This is a genomic window from Anabaena sp. UHCC 0399, assembly GCF_034931465.1.
In the GTDB taxonomy this organism is placed as follows: Bacteria; Cyanobacteriota; Cyanobacteriia; order Cyanobacteriales; family Nostocaceae; genus Trichormus; species Trichormus minutissimus.
The window spans coordinates 1-18,256 of record NZ_JAYGGZ010000012.1; the positions used below are offsets into that span (position 1 = coordinate 1).

Here is an 18,256-nt window from a genome sequence, read left to right on the forward strand (position 1 = left end):
ACAATATCCAACCTCCCACCCACAAGAAATTTTAAGTTATCTGCCAAGGCTATTTGGTCTTGCAAGAAAATTCCTAAACTATCGCTTCTATTTTGGTTATTACGAACAACGTTGGTTAATGCTTCTAAAGCAGGTCTGGGTATGGCATTGTAAACGGGATTGAATACATCAATACTTGGTGTAAGTCCTCCTGGTAATCGCTTTTGAGTCCCGCCTGATGTTTCTCTAGCTAAGTCAACACCAAATAAGAGAGTATGATTAATTGAGCCTGTAGTAAACTTACCAACTACATCAGTTTGTAAGGTATAAGTTTCTCCATAGTCATCATTGGATCTAAAGTTCCGTGACAGAATACCTGTAGTTTCATTAAAGCTCACAGGTTCAGCACGATAATCAAAATCATCTGAACTTTGATATCGGAAAGCATTGCGTATTTTCCAGTTATCGTTAAAATTATGCTCTAAGCGATAGCTAAAACCTATTTCTTCAACTTTCCTCACATCATCTGGTTCGCCTAAAATCCGCTTTAAAGGAATGTCCAGAATACCATTACCAAAAGCTAAAAATCCCCGATCAAATGGACGCTCATCGTTGAGATAGTCGAATTGAAACGTTACGTTAGTTGCTTGTCCAATCTCCCATTTTAAAGTGGGTGAAATAAAGAATCGTTGAATATCTTGATTAAAATCACGGAATCCTTCTGAAGATTCATAAACGGAGTTGAGACGATATAACAAAGTTCTATCGGAGTTTATTGGCCCAGAAATATCAATACTAGGGCGAAATGTGGAGAAACTACCCACCGAAAATTCAGCATTGTAATAGGGATCTCTCAGAGGCTGCTTTGTAACTAAGTTAATTACACCTCCAGGCTCAACACCACCATATAAAACTGAAGCTGGCCCTTTGAGAACTTCTATCCGTTCAACATTTGCAGTTTCTCTAATACCACCTCGTCCATCTTTGAACCCATCAACCAAAATACCGCCACCAAAAAATCCCCGAATCCCCAGTTGGTCGATTCCTCCACCGAATCCACCATCTTGAATTACACCCCCAACATTCAGCAGTGCATCTCTTAAACGAGTAACTTTTTGATCTCTAATCACTTCTTCAGGAACTACTTGAATAGTCTGAGGAATATCTCGGATGAGAGTATCAGTTCTAGTTCCAGTGGAAGCATTGGGTACACGATATCTATTTTGCTCACCCGTGACTACCAGTTCAATAGGTGCTTCACTCTGTGCAGATGGTTGTTCTGGCTGGGTTTCAGTGCTGGGTTGTGGTTCTACTGGCGTGGGTTGTATCTGTGGTGTTTGTGTAGTCGTCACAGTTGGTACAACCCCAAACACCAAACCTTCATCACCATCAAATAACTCGACTTGCGGCGCACCAGTTTCACCCGTCACTGTCACGCGAACAGTATTTGCATCTAAATTTGTGACTATAACTTCAGTTATTCCCGCAGTTGGTTTTTCTTGGCGGAATGTATCACCATTAGGTAGGCGTAACTGGGTATTAGGTATATCTACAATGTAATTGTTGCCCTCACTTTTCACTACTGATTGGAGCTTATCACTTTGATTGGTTTCTAAAATTATATCAAGCCCCTTATCAGTAGATTGTAATCTTACTTGGGGAATCACAATAGGTGATTGAGCTAACAATTGTTTGACTTTGCTTGCAGGGTTCAGATTATCTGTTTTCTCCTGTGTGCTGCTGCTTTTTATCTCCTCAGCAATTGCGGGGATAGTAACTAAAATTCCGCTCAAAGTCGCGATCCAAACCAGTTGTTGTAGTTTTGACATTTTCCTCACACTCCAGTTAAATTAGTTGTGCAAAAACAAGTAAAAATCTTTCGACAAATGTAATATGTTCAACAAGACTATGGCTAACTCAGATATTTAAAAATGTCATCAAGTAGCTTATTAACTCCGAAAAAGCCAAATGTCCACCATCTATTTACTTGGACTTCATACACTTGACTATTTTGTGCTGCTTTGAGTGTTTTTAAAAGAGGATTTTTTAAAAAAGCTTGTGTCAGTTCTTCAGTATCACTCATGACAAATAAAATATCAGCATCATACTTATTTAATACCTCGATACTTGATACTAAAGTATCTTCTTTTTGGTTTGCAAGTGTAGGTATAAGCCTGATACCAACATCTTGGAAAACTTGATTATAAGTTTCATTATCTGAATATGTAGCAATAATACTTTCTGAAAAAAGATTAATCACTGATACTTCTATCTCTTTTAAACGATCGCCCATTAGCTGTTGCAATTTTTTAACTCGTTCGTTGTATTGAGAAATGACTTGTTCTGCTTTTTGAGACTCACCTAATACTTGAGCAATAAAGCGGAGATTTTCTTTGAAAGAGTAATTTAAACCCGGCAAATCTACCATAACTGTAGGTGCGATCGCAGATAATTCTTTATACAAACTTTTCTGGTATTCACGCATCAAAATTAAATCGGGTTTGAGCTTGATAACTCTTTCTAAATTAGGCTGATTTCCATTACCAATTATCTCGATACCAGCCGCTTCATCATTAGTGACACCACGAAATAAAAAGTCGTACTCTGGAAAATAACTGACTGTACCAATTGGTTTGATACCCAAAGACAATACCGGGTCTAAAAGACCAATATCATTTAATACAATAATTCGCTCTGGTTTGACAGGAATTCTTGTTTCTCCAAAAGCGTGTTTGACTAATTTTGTGGCGACAGGAAGAGGAGATGTAGATAAATCGTTATTACCTTGAATTGCATTTTGCGAAATATTACTATGGCAAGCTAAAAGCAAGACAACAGTAACAATCCCTAGCAAGAATAATTTGAGGTAACGATACACTTTAATACTTTCTCCTCTTTAAATTTCGGTTAAAACTCAATTGCAAATGAACCCACCAATGTTAAAGGTTCACCATAGTAGACACCTAAACGACCACCATCAGAACCATTAAAATAGGTTTTATCAAACAAGTTGCGAACATTTAAAGCAGCTCTCCAGTTATTGCGCTTGTAAAATACCGACGCATCAGTACGGACATAACTGGGAAGAATATAACTGTTGTCTAAATCTCCGAAGCGATCGCCTACAAAAAATAATCCCAGTCCAAATCCCAACCCTTGCATACTTCCTGCTTGAAGTTCATAGGTTGTCCACAAACTTGCTGCGTGTTCTGGAATATTATCGCGTCGGCGACCTTCTAAACCACTAGTATCTTTGCTAACAAAGGCATCAATGTAAGAATAGGATGCAATCACTTTCCAACCAGGGGTAATTTCTCCAGCAATGTCAAATTCAATACCTCGACTTGTCTGTTCTCCAGTTTGAATTTGGTCGTTGGGGTCGGATGAATTGGGATCATCAACGGTAACATTTTGCTTGCGGAGATCATACAATGCTAAAGTCGCGCTCAAATTGCGGGTAATATCAGCTTTCACACCTACCTCAAATTGTCTACCTGTTTCTGGTTTAAATGGTTCACCATTACCATTGCGACTTGTACCGAAACTAGGTTCAAAGGAGGTTGCATAAGATGCGTAAAGCGAGATATTTTCAGATGGTTGATAAACTATTCCTAATCGGGGACTAAAGTTGCTATCAGATTGGGAAAATTCTTCCCTTTCTTCGCCTAAACTACGTGTAGTGCGAGTTTGCTCAAAAATATCAAATCGCCCTCCTACTAGTAATTTGAGTTGGGGATTAAGTTCGATTTGGTCTTGGATATAAAACCCATATTTATCGAGAGTATCATCACGGAAGAAATTTAATATTCCTTGTTTGGGATACTCTAAACGAGCGTAAACTGGGTTAAATATATTAATGGATGGGTAAGTTTCAAAGTCTCCAAAAGTTCCATCTTGAGTGATTTTGCTATAGTCAAATCCAAACAGTAATTGATGTTTAATCGAGCCAGTTGAAAATTTACCCACCACATCTGTTTGGGTAGAATAAGCATTATCTCGACGCTCGGAAAAATAACTCAATCTACTTAATTCACCCGTTTCTTCATCGAGAGAGTCCCGTAAAGGATAGTAACGTGCTAAATTTACGAATTGAGCGCGGAAAGAATTTCTGATTGACCATTGTTCATTGAACTTATGGTCAAGTGAATAACCAAAATTAGTTACATTTATTTCCACATTCTGGAACGGTTCTCCTAAAAAACGTTCCCGTGGCAAATTTGCCGGACGATTACCTATTGCGACAGTACCATCATCGGCTGTCCGTGTTTCTTCAATCCAAGAACCATCTATAGTTAAATTTGTTTTATCACCAAGTGCAAAGTTGAATCTAGGAGCAAGAAACACACGCTCTGAATTTACAAAGTCACGAAAACTTCCAGCATTTTCATAGGAGGTATTAAAGCGATAAAGAGCAGTTTTACTGTCATTTAATGGCCCAGATAAATCAATCCCACCCCGATAGGTGCTAAAACTGCCAACAGTTCCCTCAACAGAATAAAACGGTTGAGTTAGAGGTTGTTTAGTAACCAAATTCACTAAACCACCAGGGGGTGCATCTCCAAACAAAACTGATGCTGGGCCTTTCAGAACTTCTATACGTTCAATATCAGCTGTTTCAATCAAGCCACCATAATCCTGATAAGAACGAAGTCCATCCCGAAATAAGTTTGCACCAAAACCACGTAAAGAAAGATACTCGCTGAAACCTTGATAGTAACCAGCATTAGTAGAACCGCTTACATTTTGCAGTGCATCTTGAACGCGAATTGTTCCTTGGTCTTTGAGGACTTCGCGGGGTATTACCTGAATTGATTGAGGGATATCACGAATAGGTGTATCTGTCTTCGTTGCGCTTGATGCTTGTTCTGCACGATAACCACCCTGTTCACCCGTAACTACCAGTTCAATAGGTGCTTCACTCTGTGCAGATGGTTCTTCTGGCTGGGTTTCAGTGCTGGGTTGTGGTTCTACTGGCGTGGGTTGTGTCTGTGGTGTTTGTGTAGTCGTCACAGTTGGTACAACCCCAAAAACCAAACCTTCGTCACCATCAAATAACTCGACTTGCGGCGCACCAGTTTCACCCGTCACTATCACGCGAACAGTGTTTGTATCTAAATTAGTAACTGTAACTTCAGTAATTCCCGCAGTCGGTTTTTCTTGGCGAAATGTATCACCGTTAGGTAGGCGTAATTGGGTATTGGGAATATCAACAATATAGCTATTCCCTTCACTCTTATTTACCAGTTGCAGTTTATCTGATTGATTGGTTTCTAAAGTTATCTCTATCCCTGTCTCTGTAGCTTGGGACTTGACACCTGTGATTTGAATGAGCGACTGAGCCAGCCATTGCTTAATATTGGTAGCAGGTTTTTCTGTCTCATTCAATTGAGAACTTTTAGATATTGGTTTTTGGTTATCTTCAGCCAAAACAGGGACATTTATCCATACCACAGCCAAAGCACTCATCCAGGCTAGTTTTTGCACTTGATTATTCAACATCACTCTCATCACCACATAAATCAGAAACTAGGGACTAAGAAAATAAATCTCAGTACCAATCAATACCCATGCAATTAATTAATAATTACTATCAAGAAGATTACAGGAAAGTTCTGAGATATGGGTGAATACTATGATCACTAGCCGGAGTTTTTGCGATCGCTACACGGAGTTTTTTGATTTATGGTGTAATCACCTGATTATATGATTGATAAATGGTAAAATTTAACCAAGCTTTATCTCCTGCATATCAACTAGGCCTATTCTCTCGCCCGTGATAAACGCGTAAAATCACAACATCATCCTCAAGAATAATGTAGTGAATTACAAAGCCCTATTTACCAAAAGAAACTAAAAGCTTTCGCAAGCCTACGATTTCATCTAAAATCGCACCTCGACGAGGACTCTGCTGTAGACTCTCGCCCGAAGAAACAATTGCTTGTACTGCGCGAGAAGCTGCATCAGCATTATTAAGTTTTATAAAGTTGTAATGACGATTTAAGTCATCAATTGCAGTTTCTGTCCAAACTATCTGGGACATGGGCGTTCTGCATCAGTTCCTAAACTGTCTGCCCATTCGCGCACAAGGTTATGCGTCACTCCTGAACCTGTACGACGGTATGCTTCAAGAGCCGATTGACTTTGCTGCACCATTTGGGCTTCAGTCAGAGGTTGAAAGTTTAATGCTGCGTCTATCTCACCGTACTCTAATGATTCTTCTGTAGTTTGAGTAGGTTGATTTGTGAGTAACCGCCCAAAATCTTCTAAATCACCAGAGGAAGCAGTCAGCCATGTTAATAAGAGAGCTTTTACCTGTTCTCCGGGTAATGTCTCAAGATGCTCTAAAATTTGCTGCCGAATATTGTTTGCTGTCACAAGCTGTCAATTTAGTATTTTTGTTTGTAACTATTGCTAGACTAGCATGACCTATTATTCAGCCTGACAGTATGGCTATGCTTACTGCATATTTTCGCAGACAAATAATATGTTTATTGATTGATCGCTACACGGAGTTTTTTAATCTTTGTCGTTTTTCGTTGAGATAAATTCCCGGATTTACGCCAAATTTACGCCGGAAGGAAGCTGCAAAATAGCCCCGATTAGCAAACCCTACCGCTTTTGCGGCTTCTGTTACCGTTAATCTACCGGCTGCTAGCATTTGGCGCGATCGCTCCATGCGACAATCATGGAGGTAGCCAAACACTGTTGTCTCAAACACCTGCTTAAATCCAATTTTCAGCTTATTGTCATTGATTCCCACCATCCGCGCCAACTCCATCAACGAAGGTGGCTGATCTAACCGCGTCAATAAAATTTCACTGGCGTAATGGATGCGCTCAACATCCTCTGCATTTAAAATTTTGCTAGTTGTCTCCACTGTTTGAGTTTCCAGGAATTGATCAACCTGAAGTGCCATCAATTCCCAAACTTTGCTTTCCAGATACACCCGCTTTGTGTTTCCCTGATACGGACAGCCTAACAGTTGTTGTAGTGCCATTTGCATTGCAGAGGTGGTTTTTCCGTAACGCTCATAGTATTTTTGATCTGATTTACGGATTAATGGTTGCAAGTTTGCCGGTAGTTCTCCCATATTCCCAAACCACTGGCAAAATAACTCAGGTTCTACATGAACACTCACCGAGGCGATCGGTTGCACTGGTGAATGTTCTAAACTTCCCCCCAATGCTAAACCGCTACCAAAAAAGCCATAACTTCCCGCTTCCACACCTGAAAGCTCAAAAGTGTACTCAATCGGATGTTCTCTATCAGAGGATTTTGTCATCACCTCATCATGCAATTGATAGTTGGCGATATCTAAATTTAATCCTTTTCGTAAATCGATACACCGAATGTAACCGTTTCCCAGTTTCACAGGATACTGATAAGTTACATCAAATCCATCGGAGGTATCAGGTGTGGGTTGAATCTGCTCACTCTCGTAGATGAGTTCGTGGTAAGCAGATTGGGAGAGGGTGAGAGTCATAGGGTGATTGGCTGCTGGCAACATTGCAATAGAGTGCGGTTAATTGTCAGCAATTGGTGATTTTAATAAGAATTACTTGCAACTATTAAACCATAAATCGTCCCATCTTATCTGTTGTTAATCAAGGTTTGAAAAAATCGTAGAACGAGAAATATTAATGAAAGAGGGATGGCATTGGCTACAATATCAAAAATCAAGACGAATCCTATCTCAAGATAAAATTCATCAAGAATGGGCAGATGTTTGGATTAATTTCTCTACAATTGATGGTATGAGAAGCGGCAAATATGAAGTCAAACCGGAAATAAGCGGTTCGGTTATGTGCTGCTTGTTATGTGGAGTCGCCTTGTCACAAAATTGAGGATTATTATGTTAAAATCTTGATTTCAGCCAAAAGCAAAATATTTTTTGATAAACTAACGATCTTCACTATAGAGAAAAACAAAATTATTATCTATCTGTATATCCGGATATAGAGTAGTCAATTCTTCTGTTATGTGGCAATGGTAGTTTTCTATAGGAAGTTCAATGATTTTATTACATATTAATATAGCAAAAAAATATTGAAATAATGAAATACTACGAGGAATATTTTTAGATGAAGTCGAATTAATTTCTTTTTTTATTTTTTCAATAATTTCTTGTATATTATTTTCTTTCTTAGCATCGACAGCAAGACGATATAAGTTATCACAAAAACGGTTCATGTCCTTTGGTTGTAGTTCATTAGGAATTTTACCATTTTCAAATAGCTTGTTAATCTCACTAGCTAATTTACGTTTGATTTTTATATCAGGATAATTATTTTCTTGAATAATAAGAGATGTTTGTTCAAAAGCAAGAATAAGCGTATCTAGTTGTTCAACGTTTGCTTTAATTTGTGCTGCTAGACGTAATCTTTTCCAGTCTATTTCAGAACTTTTATATACTAAATCATGAGTTGAAACTGACCAAGCGTGTTCAAAAGCACTTTTAATTTGAATTTCAAAAGTAATATTATAAATACTTAATTCATTATCTGGATTTAAAGCGTCAATTTTTTTGATTTGAGCATATATTCTAGTCGAATCAAACTTGAAAATATCTGGTGCTTTTTTATTTTGTCCTCTTTTAACTGTTCGTATATTCTTAAAAGTATTGTTGCAAAAATGTATCACTTCTTCTTCATGAGACAAAGTAGGTATTATAATAGTGCAAGCAAATAAATCGTCTAAATCCGACCATTTTTTAAATCTACCTGTTTCAATTTTTTCCGCAAGAGATTCAACAGTTTTAATACGCGAAGTAAAAGCATATCCTTTGCTTTCACAAAAGTTTACTAATGTTGATTTAACTCTATCTGCAAGTATTTTAACAAAAGGACTATATTCATTATATTTACGCTCTAGTATAGAAGGATAGATCATACATCTAAGTTATTATCAGTTTAGATTTCCCTGAATTACAGATTTCATAATTCTAATTCTAGTTTTTCTTGTGCCTGCATCTGTAAATGAGGACTTAACCGCTTCATAGTAGTCTAGAGCATTTTTTTGATAGCTTGTTAATGAATCTTTAGACTGATTTTGTAATGCTGAATCTCCTACTATTTTCAGAAAATTATTAATTCTTTCGCCAATCTCTTTAGATATTATCAAGCTGTTTTCATTCTCACGATTTAACTCAGAAATAGCACCAAAAAACGAGTAAAAATCAGCTTGATTTTTCAATCGCGTTTTAGATAAATTTATATCTTGTGATGAATCTAAGATTTTTTTGATGTCTTTAACTGTATTACGAAATTCATTTTCAATTTCTTCTTTTACTTCCCAATTAATATCTCGATCGCTAAATGCTTTATCAAGATATTCTTGATTATAAGCTCTAACACCTTCTTCTAAAAAAAGTAATAGTTGAGCAACCATTTCAACATCTTTCATTTGTTTTTTGGCTCTTCTATCAATTGTTGGAAAAGTTCCACCTAAATGCTCGAACATCCAGCTAGTTAATTCTTCTACCGTAGTAATAAAATCTCCGTTAAACTTTGCATGACGAAGTTCTTGAGGCGTTAATTTAATTACATTACGATTTATACGATCAAATATATTACTAATTATTTTTTCATCAGATGATGGTACATATTCTATAGCAAACTGATATTTCCAAAAATTTTGTTTATCTTCAGGATCTAAATCTTTAAAATATTTACCACGAAATCTTTCAATCGTAGCTTTTTCATAAACAAGAAATTCATTGTTCGCAAATTCAAACAAAGTAGATAATCTTTGTTTGCCATCAACTATACTAACTTTGGATACTCCTTCTGGAGTAATTTCTTGATATATAAATATTGCAGGTGCAGGATAGCCATTAAGTACAGTATCAACAAAAAAATCTTTATAGTCTTGATTCCAAACACTACGTCTTTGATAAGGTGGATCAAGCTCAAGGAGTTTTCTATTATAGAGATCCCAAAACCAAGAAACAGTTTGAAAGTTAATTGTCCTACTCATTAGATATGTTTAGCATATAGTATTGATTGAGATGGCCTTTCTTGCACATTCTTTCAACACCTTTGACACGGGTAATTCTATCGCATTTTGATTAGACTATCAGCTTTTGTTCCAATCTTCGATAAATCACATCCAACCACACCGGAATCACTGGTTTACCTTCAACTAAGGAAGCGATCGCTTTTTCTCGGTCAAACTCCACAAGGGAAAGCATTAACCCTGTTCCTCCCTTGGTAGCTTTTTCTCCTACTGCTCCCAACAGCATAAAACGCTTCCCTTGACCAGATTTAAACAACTCCGGCTCCTTGTCTTTCAAAGTTTTGACCGTTTCACCAGCCAAGCAGTGGTCAACTTTGTCGGTTTTATGCCAGTGCGTAGACGCGGAGCGGCTTGTCGAAGGCATCGCATTGGTGAATTACTATAAATCATGGCTGGCGTTAATGAAGCGGTTGCAGTCACAACTCGATAGCAAAACCTATCGTAAAAAATGGCATTACTCTGTTAACAGTAACAAATAGTTAGTTAATGTACAAAAGGCGACAGGCGGATTTGAACCGCCGGATGGAGGTTTTGCAGACCTCTGCCTTACCACTTGGCTATGTCGCCGCGCTCACAATTACCAATAATAACAGATTTTGCTCTAAATTAACATCCCTTGTTTGGGGAAATTTTACCTTATTTGTACCAATCCTGGAAATGGATGATGGTATCGCCAAGAAATTATAGATTTACTTGAATAACACTAACATCTACACTTCTGTAGATGAGTGTCGTAAAATACAAAAAAGCAAAATTTCTATCCTAGGATAGATGAAAAACCCAACCATTGCTTGTGTCAAGCATTTTATACGGGAAGTTTGCTGTAAATTGCGTAAAATTGCTTAATCAAAATAACAAGCATTTTACTTTATAAGTATGGAAATAAAAAGTAAATCGTGTTATTGATGCTCTTAATGATGTATGTACTAGCAAGCTAATTTTATTACTTTTTTAGATAATACTATTGTCCCAAAAGGAGAATCAAATATTAATACGCATAAATCCCTAACCGTAAAAATGAATCAAGCTTCTCCAATATCGGTGGCGCAAGTAACGGATATACATTTGTTGGCAGCAGAAAATCACCAACTGCAAGGGATACACACTACAGAATCTTTCCAAGCAGTGATAGAACGGTTACGAGAACTACGAGATGAACTAGATTTACTGCTACTGACTGGAGATTTGTCTGATGATGGTACGCCTCAATCTTATGAAAATCTGCAATACCACCTGAATTTACTCAAAATCCCGACTTATTGGCTACCAGGAAATCATGACTGTGCGATCGCAATGGATAAAATTTTAAATCTAGGAATGCTTTCCCGACGCAAGTCTTTTCTACGAGGTGGTTGGAATTTTATCTTGCTGGATTCGTCTGTAACTGATAATTGGCATGGTTATCTTTCAAATACAATTCTAGAGTGGCTGGAATCCGAATTACAAATCCTAGGCAAAAATCCCACTTTAGTAGCCTTACATCATCCTCCTTTTCCTGTGAACTCTGCTTGGCTAGATGCAAGTAGGCTCAAAAATCCTGAAGATTTGTTTGCTGTTCTAGATCGCTATCCCCAAGTTAAGTTAGTCTTATTTGGTCACATTCACCAAGAGTTTCGACACCAGCATCATCATGTTGAATATCTGGGTAGTCCCTCAACTTGTTTTCAGTTCCATTCAGAAAGTCCCACTTTCGCTATTAATCAAGATTTTCCCGGTTTTCGTTTGTTAAAACTATACCCTGATGGCACATGGGAAACTAGGGTTGAGCGAATTCATTATCCTTATCCTCTCAAGTCAGCTGCGACAGTCTGAGATGAGGGAGTAGGGAGTGGGGAAGAATCACCTACTCAATAATCAAGAATCAGGAACTAATTACCACTTCATCAGCGAAACTCTGCCAACGCACGAAGTAAAATGGCCCGGCTACAGAACCCCAGAGATGTTCATCTGTCTCTAAATCTCGTCCTCTATCAAGACTGATAAATTTCTCTTCGTTAATCTCAAATTCATTATCTAAATAGGTTTTTTGTCCTTTACGAAAGACGATACAACCTTTGCCTGGTTCGACTTTACCTTTGAAACTATTACCAGTCCACTCTACAATCATGTTACAGCCTGGTAATTTTTCCATATGGTCACTGTTTAAGGCTTTGAGACGTTGTAAGTCACGGGATGCACCGTAGAAATTTTCTTCTTGCTTCAGAGTATAGTTTTCAATGTGGATGCCATCGCCTACAATATCTAGCTTTAGCACCCGCAAGCGATAGGGATCGTTGATTGCATAGTCGTAAGCCTGTTCAACAAAGAATCCCACTCCTGATAAAATATCCCAGGGTAGGGGACGCATACACACGCGAATATGAGCATACAAAGGTGGATTTTCAAAAGCTTGTGCTTGATTACTAAAATCAGCAGCCATCCAACGCGCTAAGGTGGCGATATCCGTAGAATGAGTCACGTTGCTTCGCTCCGAATTCAAAATTCAAAATTCAAAATTAACAATCCCCATAAATAAATTGAGGTGCTAAAAAAATCTCTGTAAGCATTGTAAAGGTTATTGGGGACTGGGAACTGGGGATAATTATCGATGGTTTATGCGTCAAACTAATTTGCAGTTAAAGTTGTTAGACATAGATGCCCAATTCCCCATGCCCATATATTTGTAAAATATTTATGCTCAAACGTTTCAGTATAATTATTACAGCAGCTATAATCTGGCAATTTAGCAGTGATTTGACGCTGGCGCAGAGTAAAAATCCTCTACAGGCGGATAAATTCCCACCTAGTCCCCTAGAAATCACTACACCAGACCCACTTTTACCAAATTTGCGCGATAAACAGCCTTTAAGTCTTCTAGAAAAACTGAAACTTCAGGCGGCGTTAGATGAGTTAAATCAAGAGGCGGCGGTTCAATTGCAAGCTGGAGATAAGGAAGCAGCTTTTGAGATTTGGAATCGGGAGTTGCGCTTGCGTCGCTATTTGGGTACTGTGGCTGAGGTACAAGCATTGTCAAGAGTTGGTGAGATTGCTTGGAATCGTAGCGATCGCCAACAGCTATACTACATTACACAACGCTTGCAGGCAATTCAAAAGCAGGCACAACCCAAAAAAGCTAAAACTCAAGCCAGTGTTGATTTAGAGCTATTACGGGCATTAGGTGCAGCTTATCAAAAAGTGCGATCGCCTCAACCTGCCATAGAACTTTATAACCAAATTTTGCTAGAGGTGCGACAACAAAAAGATACCATTGCGGAAATTGATACTCTCCAAACCCTGGGAAACTTAAATCTGAGTTGGTTTAATTATCCCCAAGCCGCCACCAACTACGAGGAGTTGTTAAGTTTCGCTACCTCTAGGGAAGAACGCCAGGATGAATTAACATACCTGCAACAGCTAGCTTATATCTATCAACAAGCCAAGCAGCCGCAAAAATCTATTGATGTCTTGAGTAAGCTCAAAGAAATTTACTCCCAAAATGATAATCAGATACAAGTGCCAACTTTGCAAATAGCGATCGCAGCCAATTACGAAACCCTCGCTAAAGAAAATCCTGCTTTACTCCCAGAAGCCTTTAAAAACTATCAAACAGCTTATGTCACAGCTTGGGGATTGCAACAGTATGCGCGTGCAGCTGAAGCATTGCAGAAATTAATCCCCTTATATCGTTCTCAAGGACAAATTAATGAGGCTTTAGAAACTAGCAAAATTCTCTTAGAAACAGAAGCAAGAGCCGCTAATTATTATGGGATGATGCAAGCTTACGACCAAATGGGACAATTATATTTAGAAAATAAAGACTATCCGCAAGCACTAACAGCTTTTAAAGACGGGTTAGAGTTAGCAAAGCAACTCCAACATCAGGAAGCATACTTTACTCAGCAAGTTGAAAAAGCATCCCAGGCAAGTTTGTAAATAAAAATGAAACCACAGATATAAACAGATAACTCATCGGCGTTTATCTGTGGTTTCAAAAACAAACCAGGATTTTTAAAATAATTGTAATGATATGGAACATATTTTACTGTGAGCAATGAGACAAAAACCCTTTTGTAGATATGCCATAAATCGTGTCTCTACAAATTATTAACAAATAAAAAAGTTTGTAGTGAGGACTTTAGTCCTCAAAATAAGAATGGCTCTTCATTACTTAGTATGCTAATGCTAAATTCATCTACGCAAAAGATTGAATCTCTTGCTAGGTAACAATAGAAGCCTTTATTATTAGCATTCTAGAGTCAATTTATGATGCTTAACTAAAGGATACAAAAGAACCATAAGGACTAAAGTCCTCACTACAAACAGGTTAAACAGAGGTGGTTTCTACAGTGTCTGATACTTGCACCAACTCATACAACTTGACTTCAAACTTCTCCATACAAGCTGACCAATCATATCCCAAGATAGAAGGACGAGCCTGTTCAGCCATAGCTGCTTTGAGTGCAGGATTTGAGAGAATATCTATCACCTTTTGAGCAAAATCTGCTGGATTATTGGGTTCAGCTAAAAAGCCATTATGACCAGGAGTTACTTGTTCTGAGGTAGACGGTGCTAAGGCTGCAACTACAGGAGTACCAGAAGCCAAGGCTTCGTTAGTTGTGGTGCAGAAGTTTTCTGTGACGGAGGGATTGACAAAGACATCCGCACGAGCAAACCAACCTAACAATTCTGTACCGTGAGACTCACCCCAGATAGTAATACCTGAGCCAAACTTTTCCGCACGTTTGCAAATTTCTGCATCTAGAGGGCCACTACCCACAATCACTAAATGAATGTTGGGAATTTGAGCAGCAATCAGAGGATAGACATCTAGGAGTTGTGGGACATTCTTTTCGGCGGTGATGCGTCCGACAAAGAGGATAGTTGGTCTATCGTCATTAGGGATGGGGTTGTGACAGATATTACGAGGGTGAAATTTCTCGCAATCAATACCCTGATAGGGGACATATTCACTCGGTTGGCATCCTAATTTCTGGTATTTAGCGAGTTGTTCACGAGAGGAAAAGATATTCAGATCATAAGTTCGGCTGATTTGCTCCACCAAATAAGGGATGAGCGGACTCAACAACTTAAAGAAGACATTCCCAAAGTAATATTTGATGTAAGCCACAATATCTGTGTGGAAGACCGAAATAATCGGGGTTTTAGTCCGCCGTGCATACTCCACACCCACCGGACGACCATAACCTTGGATTAAGGCTGAATATAAGCCTCGCATTTGGGCGGCTTCTTCCACCACAATGATGTCGGGTTGGAAATCAACTAGTAACTCGGTATCGCTCCAATGGCGATAACTCAAAGGTTGGGGTAGAGACTTGTAGAATATCAGTGGCTCTGTGGGGAATGAGAAAGAAGAGAAATTGGGATAAGATTTTAACTCCTCTAACCCAGGCATGGGGCGATCGCCTACTTTTTTGGGATACTGATCATTAAATTGCGGATGGACTAAAAATACTTCATGACCCTGTTGTAGTAACCAACGCGCCCTCTGGTGAACTGCAACGGAAACCCCGGTCAAAAAAGGAGAATACAATCCTGAAAACAAAGCGATGCGAAGCTTTTGCTTATTCATAATTCCATCGAAGGTGTGTATCTTGTCTCAGCCAGAGGTGTTTGTAAGGTGATGCACTTCTACTGAGCAAGTTGGATAAGAATTTAGGATTTACGCATCGATATAGAGATTAAAGAGTTCACAGAGAAATTTGGCGATCGCTTGGTTGATTTCCTAGCTGATAAGGGCGATATTCCATCAGATGAATCTGCCCAGCCCCTTTGACTTCATAGGTAACACCACGCCAATGCACTATGGGCATATCGAAAGACCGAAACATCGCTAACCCATAAACCCATTGAGTTAAGGGCATACCGATGATCATCTTCCAGATGATTGGCCAAGAGAATTCCGTTACTGGCTTACCTTGGGAACGAATTATTGGCTGTATGCTCATCTCCAACAACAACGTCAGCATGACTGACGCCAGGATATAAATCCCATACCAGATAAAGGCGATCGCAGCTGTACCTCCTTGTCCGGTAAACCAAGCCAGGACAAACACCACAACTAACAAATTCGGTAGCAAAGTCGTCAACACTGCCTCAGCCACCACCCCCGGCCAAAAAGGATGGTAAAGTCGAGAAGTCATTATTTGACGTTGCAACCAATACCTTAAACTAGGTAAATCAGCCTCTTCCTGATTCAACATAATCAAAGAAGGTACAAACTTGACCTGGAGGTTATGTTGACTCAAGACACGACGAACCATCGTGTCTTCGTCCAAGGCTTCTCCCCACTTATCCAATAGTCCCGTTTGGTGTATTACCTCTGTTTTTATAGCCAAACTACCACCCCAAGGAACGCCGTATAGATACATCTGGACGATCGCCGAAACGTTCCAGATGTAACGAACTAACGAACCCCAATACGTACCAGTGGTTACATACCAACGGTTTCCCGTTGTTGCTCCTACGGAGGGATTATTTAAAGGTGAGACTAATTCCCGCAACCAATTAGGGTGAACAATCGTGTCAGCATCTACCAACGCCACAACCTTGTAAGAATCGTCTAGTTCAGATAGAGCTTGTAAAAGGGAACTGCACTTGAGACTACAGGTTGATCGGATGTTTCGTAAATGACTGATTTGGTAATTAGTTACACCCAATTCACCGATAGTATCGCTGACAACTTGCCAAGCTGGATCATCCTGACTATCGATAATCAACTTCAAATTGTACTTTGGATAGTTTTGCTGAAGTAGCGATCGCAAACAATCCGGTAAAAACGGGTCAGCACCACGTAAACACAACACCACCGCCGTTTTCGGTAACTGTTCATCAGGCAAACTTTTAGAGCCTGAATTTAAACTCCCCAAAAACAGTAGTACGAAACCCACCTGAACAACTAACCAAGCCACCAAAAATTTCGATATCGATATCACCAAATCATTCATTTGTTGATGACCCTTACATGATGTATCAATCAAAGAGATATTTTGCTATCCACAGGCTGATCTAAAAAATCGTAGGGATGGTATTCCACCAAACGAACATTCCAAGGGCCTCGAATCCGATAGACAATCCCCCGCCACTTCACCGTTGATATCCACACAGAAGAGAGCATAGCTAACCCATATACCCACTGTGTGACGGGAATAGCCAGCAACATCCTCCCCACCATCCCCATTGATAACTTTGTCCCTGGCTGACCTTGGGAGCGAATCACCGGCTGTAAAGCCATCTCCATCAATAGCATCAACGACAGTAATCCCAGAGTGTAAATGCTGTAGGATTTAAACAATAAATCTGCTACCTCCCACTGAGCATCACCTAACGATAAGAAAAACAAAACAATCACTAAAGTAGGAAACAAAATACTAGAAACAGCTTCACTCACAATAGCTAGCCACCGGGGATGGTACAGGCGCGAATAGAGGATGAGACGTTTCACATAGTCGATTATCCCCAGCAAATCGCACTCTTCACGATTCACCATAATCAACGAAGGTACAAACTTCACCCTCAACCCATGTTTTTTGAGGATATTGTGCATCATCAAATCTTCACCGAAGGCTTGCGCCCACTGTTCGACAATTCCTGTTTGACGCAACACCTCTGTTTTCAACGCCAAAGTCCCACCCCAGGGAATACCAAATAGGTACATCTGCACAACTGAAGCTATATTCCCTGTGTAGCGTACCAACGAACCCCAATATTTCCCTGTGGGTACATACCAACGATGACCTGTTGTCGCCCCAACTTTAGGATTATCTAAAGGACTAACTAATTCTCGCAGCCAATTAGAATGAACTATGATATCGGCATCAACAAAAGCTACCACTTGATAAGAATCATCTAAATCAGAAATAGCTTGAATCAAAGCACTACATTTAAGGCTACAATTGTGGCGGATAACTCTTAAATGACTAATATCAGCATTAGTTACTTCTAGTTGCTTGATAGTATCCCCAGCAATCTGCCAAGCTGGGTCATCCTGACTATCAATAATCAGCTTTAAATCGTAGTTGGGGTAATTCTGTTTTAACAACGCCTCAATACAGTTGGGTAAAAAAGGATCAGCCCCGCGTAAGCAAAGAATTACCGCCGCTTTAGGTAACTGTTCATCAGGTAAAGTTTTTGTCCGCGATAATCGCACATACAACAAAAACATCAGAGAAATAAAGACCTGAATCCCCAACCATCCCAGCAAAGACCTAAACAAAAATGCTGCCAAATCTCTCATGACATCTATAAGTCTCCGGCAAATTTCGCC

The 18,256-nt window shown here is 39.2% G+C and carries 16 protein-coding genes and 1 tRNA gene; 3 read left to right on the forward strand and 14 right to left on the reverse strand.

The features are described 5' to 3' along the window. The 6 genes from VB693_RS08825 to VB693_RS08850 all read right to left on the reverse strand — a co-directional run. A partial coding sequence (locus VB693_RS08825) for a TonB-dependent receptor domain-containing protein (protein ID WP_323265935.1) occupies positions 1-1,808 on the reverse strand: 1,808 nt, incomplete at its 3' end. 83 nt (positions 1,809-1,891) lie between these two features. Then, positions 1,892-2,857 (reverse strand): iron-siderophore ABC transporter substrate-binding protein, encoded by a 966-nt coding sequence (locus VB693_RS08830; protein ID WP_323265936.1) that lies wholly within the window; start codon positions 2,855-2,857, stop codon positions 1,892-1,894. A 29-nt stretch (positions 2,858-2,886) separates the two neighbouring features. Continuing rightward, positions 2,887-5,478 carry a TonB-dependent siderophore receptor gene (locus VB693_RS08835; RefSeq protein WP_323265937.1) on the reverse strand — a complete coding sequence of 864 codons (2,592 nt, stop codon included), beginning with the start codon at positions 5,476-5,478 and terminating at the stop codon, positions 2,887-2,889. 334 nt (positions 5,479-5,812) lie between these two features. Beyond that, positions 5,813-6,019 (reverse strand): type II toxin-antitoxin system RelE/ParE family toxin, encoded by a 207-nt coding sequence (locus tag VB693_RS08840; protein ID WP_323265938.1) that lies wholly within the window; start codon positions 6,017-6,019, stop codon positions 5,813-5,815. Next, a complete protein-coding gene (locus VB693_RS08845; RefSeq protein ID WP_323265939.1) occupies positions 6,007-6,354 on the reverse strand; it encodes a hypothetical protein in 348 nt (115 codons plus the stop codon). Before VB693_RS08845 ends, VB693_RS08840 begins: the two co-directional genes overlap by 13 nt. Positions 6,355-6,481: 127 nt before the next feature. Next, a complete protein-coding gene (locus VB693_RS08850; RefSeq protein WP_323265940.1) occupies positions 6,482-7,462 on the reverse strand; it encodes an AraC family transcriptional regulator in 981 nt (326 codons plus the stop codon). A gap of 157 nt (positions 7,463-7,619) precedes the next feature. Here VB693_RS08850 and VB693_RS08855 point away from each other — a divergent pair, with 157 nt between their 5' ends. Beyond that, complete coding sequence (locus VB693_RS08855) at positions 7,620-7,823, forward strand: hypothetical protein (RefSeq protein WP_323265941.1); 204 nt, start codon at positions 7,620-7,622, stop codon at positions 7,821-7,823. Positions 7,824-7,878: 55 nt separating this feature from the next. Here the strand turns inward: VB693_RS08855 and VB693_RS08860 are convergent, their stop codons facing one another. The 4 genes from VB693_RS08860 to VB693_RS08875 form a co-directional block, all read right to left on the reverse strand. Then, the gene (locus VB693_RS08860) at positions 7,879-8,868 is read right to left on the reverse strand and encodes a hypothetical protein (protein ID WP_323265942.1); all 990 of its coding nucleotides are present in this window, start codon (positions 8,866-8,868) and stop codon (positions 7,879-7,881) included. A 15-nt stretch (positions 8,869-8,883) separates the two neighbouring features. Further along, the gene (locus VB693_RS08865; RefSeq protein ID WP_323265943.1) at positions 8,884-9,954 is read right to left on the reverse strand and encodes a DUF262 domain-containing protein; all 1,071 of its coding nucleotides are present in this window, start codon (positions 9,952-9,954) and stop codon (positions 8,884-8,886) included. A 91-nt stretch (positions 9,955-10,045) separates the two neighbouring features. After that, positions 10,046-10,357 (reverse strand): hypothetical protein, encoded by a 312-nt coding sequence (locus tag VB693_RS08870; RefSeq protein ID WP_323265944.1) that lies wholly within the window; start codon positions 10,355-10,357, stop codon positions 10,046-10,048. A gap of 131 nt (positions 10,358-10,488) precedes the next feature. Beyond that, positions 10,489-10,560 (reverse strand) — tRNA-Cys (locus tag VB693_RS08875). A 420-nt stretch (positions 10,561-10,980) separates the two neighbouring features. Here VB693_RS08875 and cpdA point away from each other — a divergent pair. Continuing rightward, positions 10,981-11,805 carry a 3',5'-cyclic-AMP phosphodiesterase gene (gene cpdA / locus VB693_RS08880; protein WP_323266027.1) on the forward strand — a complete coding sequence of 275 codons (825 nt, stop codon included), beginning with the start codon at positions 10,981-10,983 and terminating at the stop codon, positions 11,803-11,805. A gap of 49 nt (positions 11,806-11,854) precedes the next feature. Here the strand turns inward: cpdA and VB693_RS08885 are convergent, their stop codons facing one another. Then, positions 11,855-12,451, reverse strand: coding sequence for a chromophore lyase CpcT/CpeT (locus VB693_RS08885; RefSeq protein WP_323265945.1), 597 nt, complete (start codon positions 12,449-12,451; stop codon positions 11,855-11,857). Between the two features lie 215 nt (positions 12,452-12,666). On the opposite strand from VB693_RS08885, the gene VB693_RS08890 reads away from it, so the two are divergent. Further along, positions 12,667-13,905, forward strand: coding sequence for a hypothetical protein (locus tag VB693_RS08890; RefSeq protein ID WP_323265946.1), 1,239 nt, complete (start codon positions 12,667-12,669; stop codon positions 13,903-13,905). A gap of 391 nt (positions 13,906-14,296) precedes the next feature. On the opposite strand, the gene VB693_RS08895 is transcribed toward VB693_RS08890, so the two are convergent. The 3 genes from VB693_RS08895 to VB693_RS08905 all read right to left on the reverse strand — a co-directional run bounded on the left by VB693_RS08895 (position 14,297) and on the right by VB693_RS08905 (position 18,226). Beyond that, complete coding sequence (locus VB693_RS08895) at positions 14,297-15,562, reverse strand: glycosyltransferase (protein ID WP_323265947.1); 1,266 nt, start codon at positions 15,560-15,562, stop codon at positions 14,297-14,299. Between the two features lie 118 nt (positions 15,563-15,680). Beyond that, positions 15,681-16,937 carry a glycosyltransferase family 2 protein gene (locus tag VB693_RS08900; RefSeq protein ID WP_323265948.1) on the reverse strand — a complete coding sequence of 419 codons (1,257 nt, stop codon included), beginning with the start codon at positions 16,935-16,937 and terminating at the stop codon, positions 15,681-15,683. Between the two features lie 29 nt (positions 16,938-16,966). Beyond that, on the reverse strand, positions 16,967-18,226 hold the full coding sequence (locus tag VB693_RS08905; protein ID WP_323265949.1) for a glycosyltransferase family 2 protein: 1,260 nt from the start codon (positions 18,224-18,226) through the stop codon (positions 16,967-16,969). Positions 18,227-18,256 lie beyond the last annotated feature (30 nt).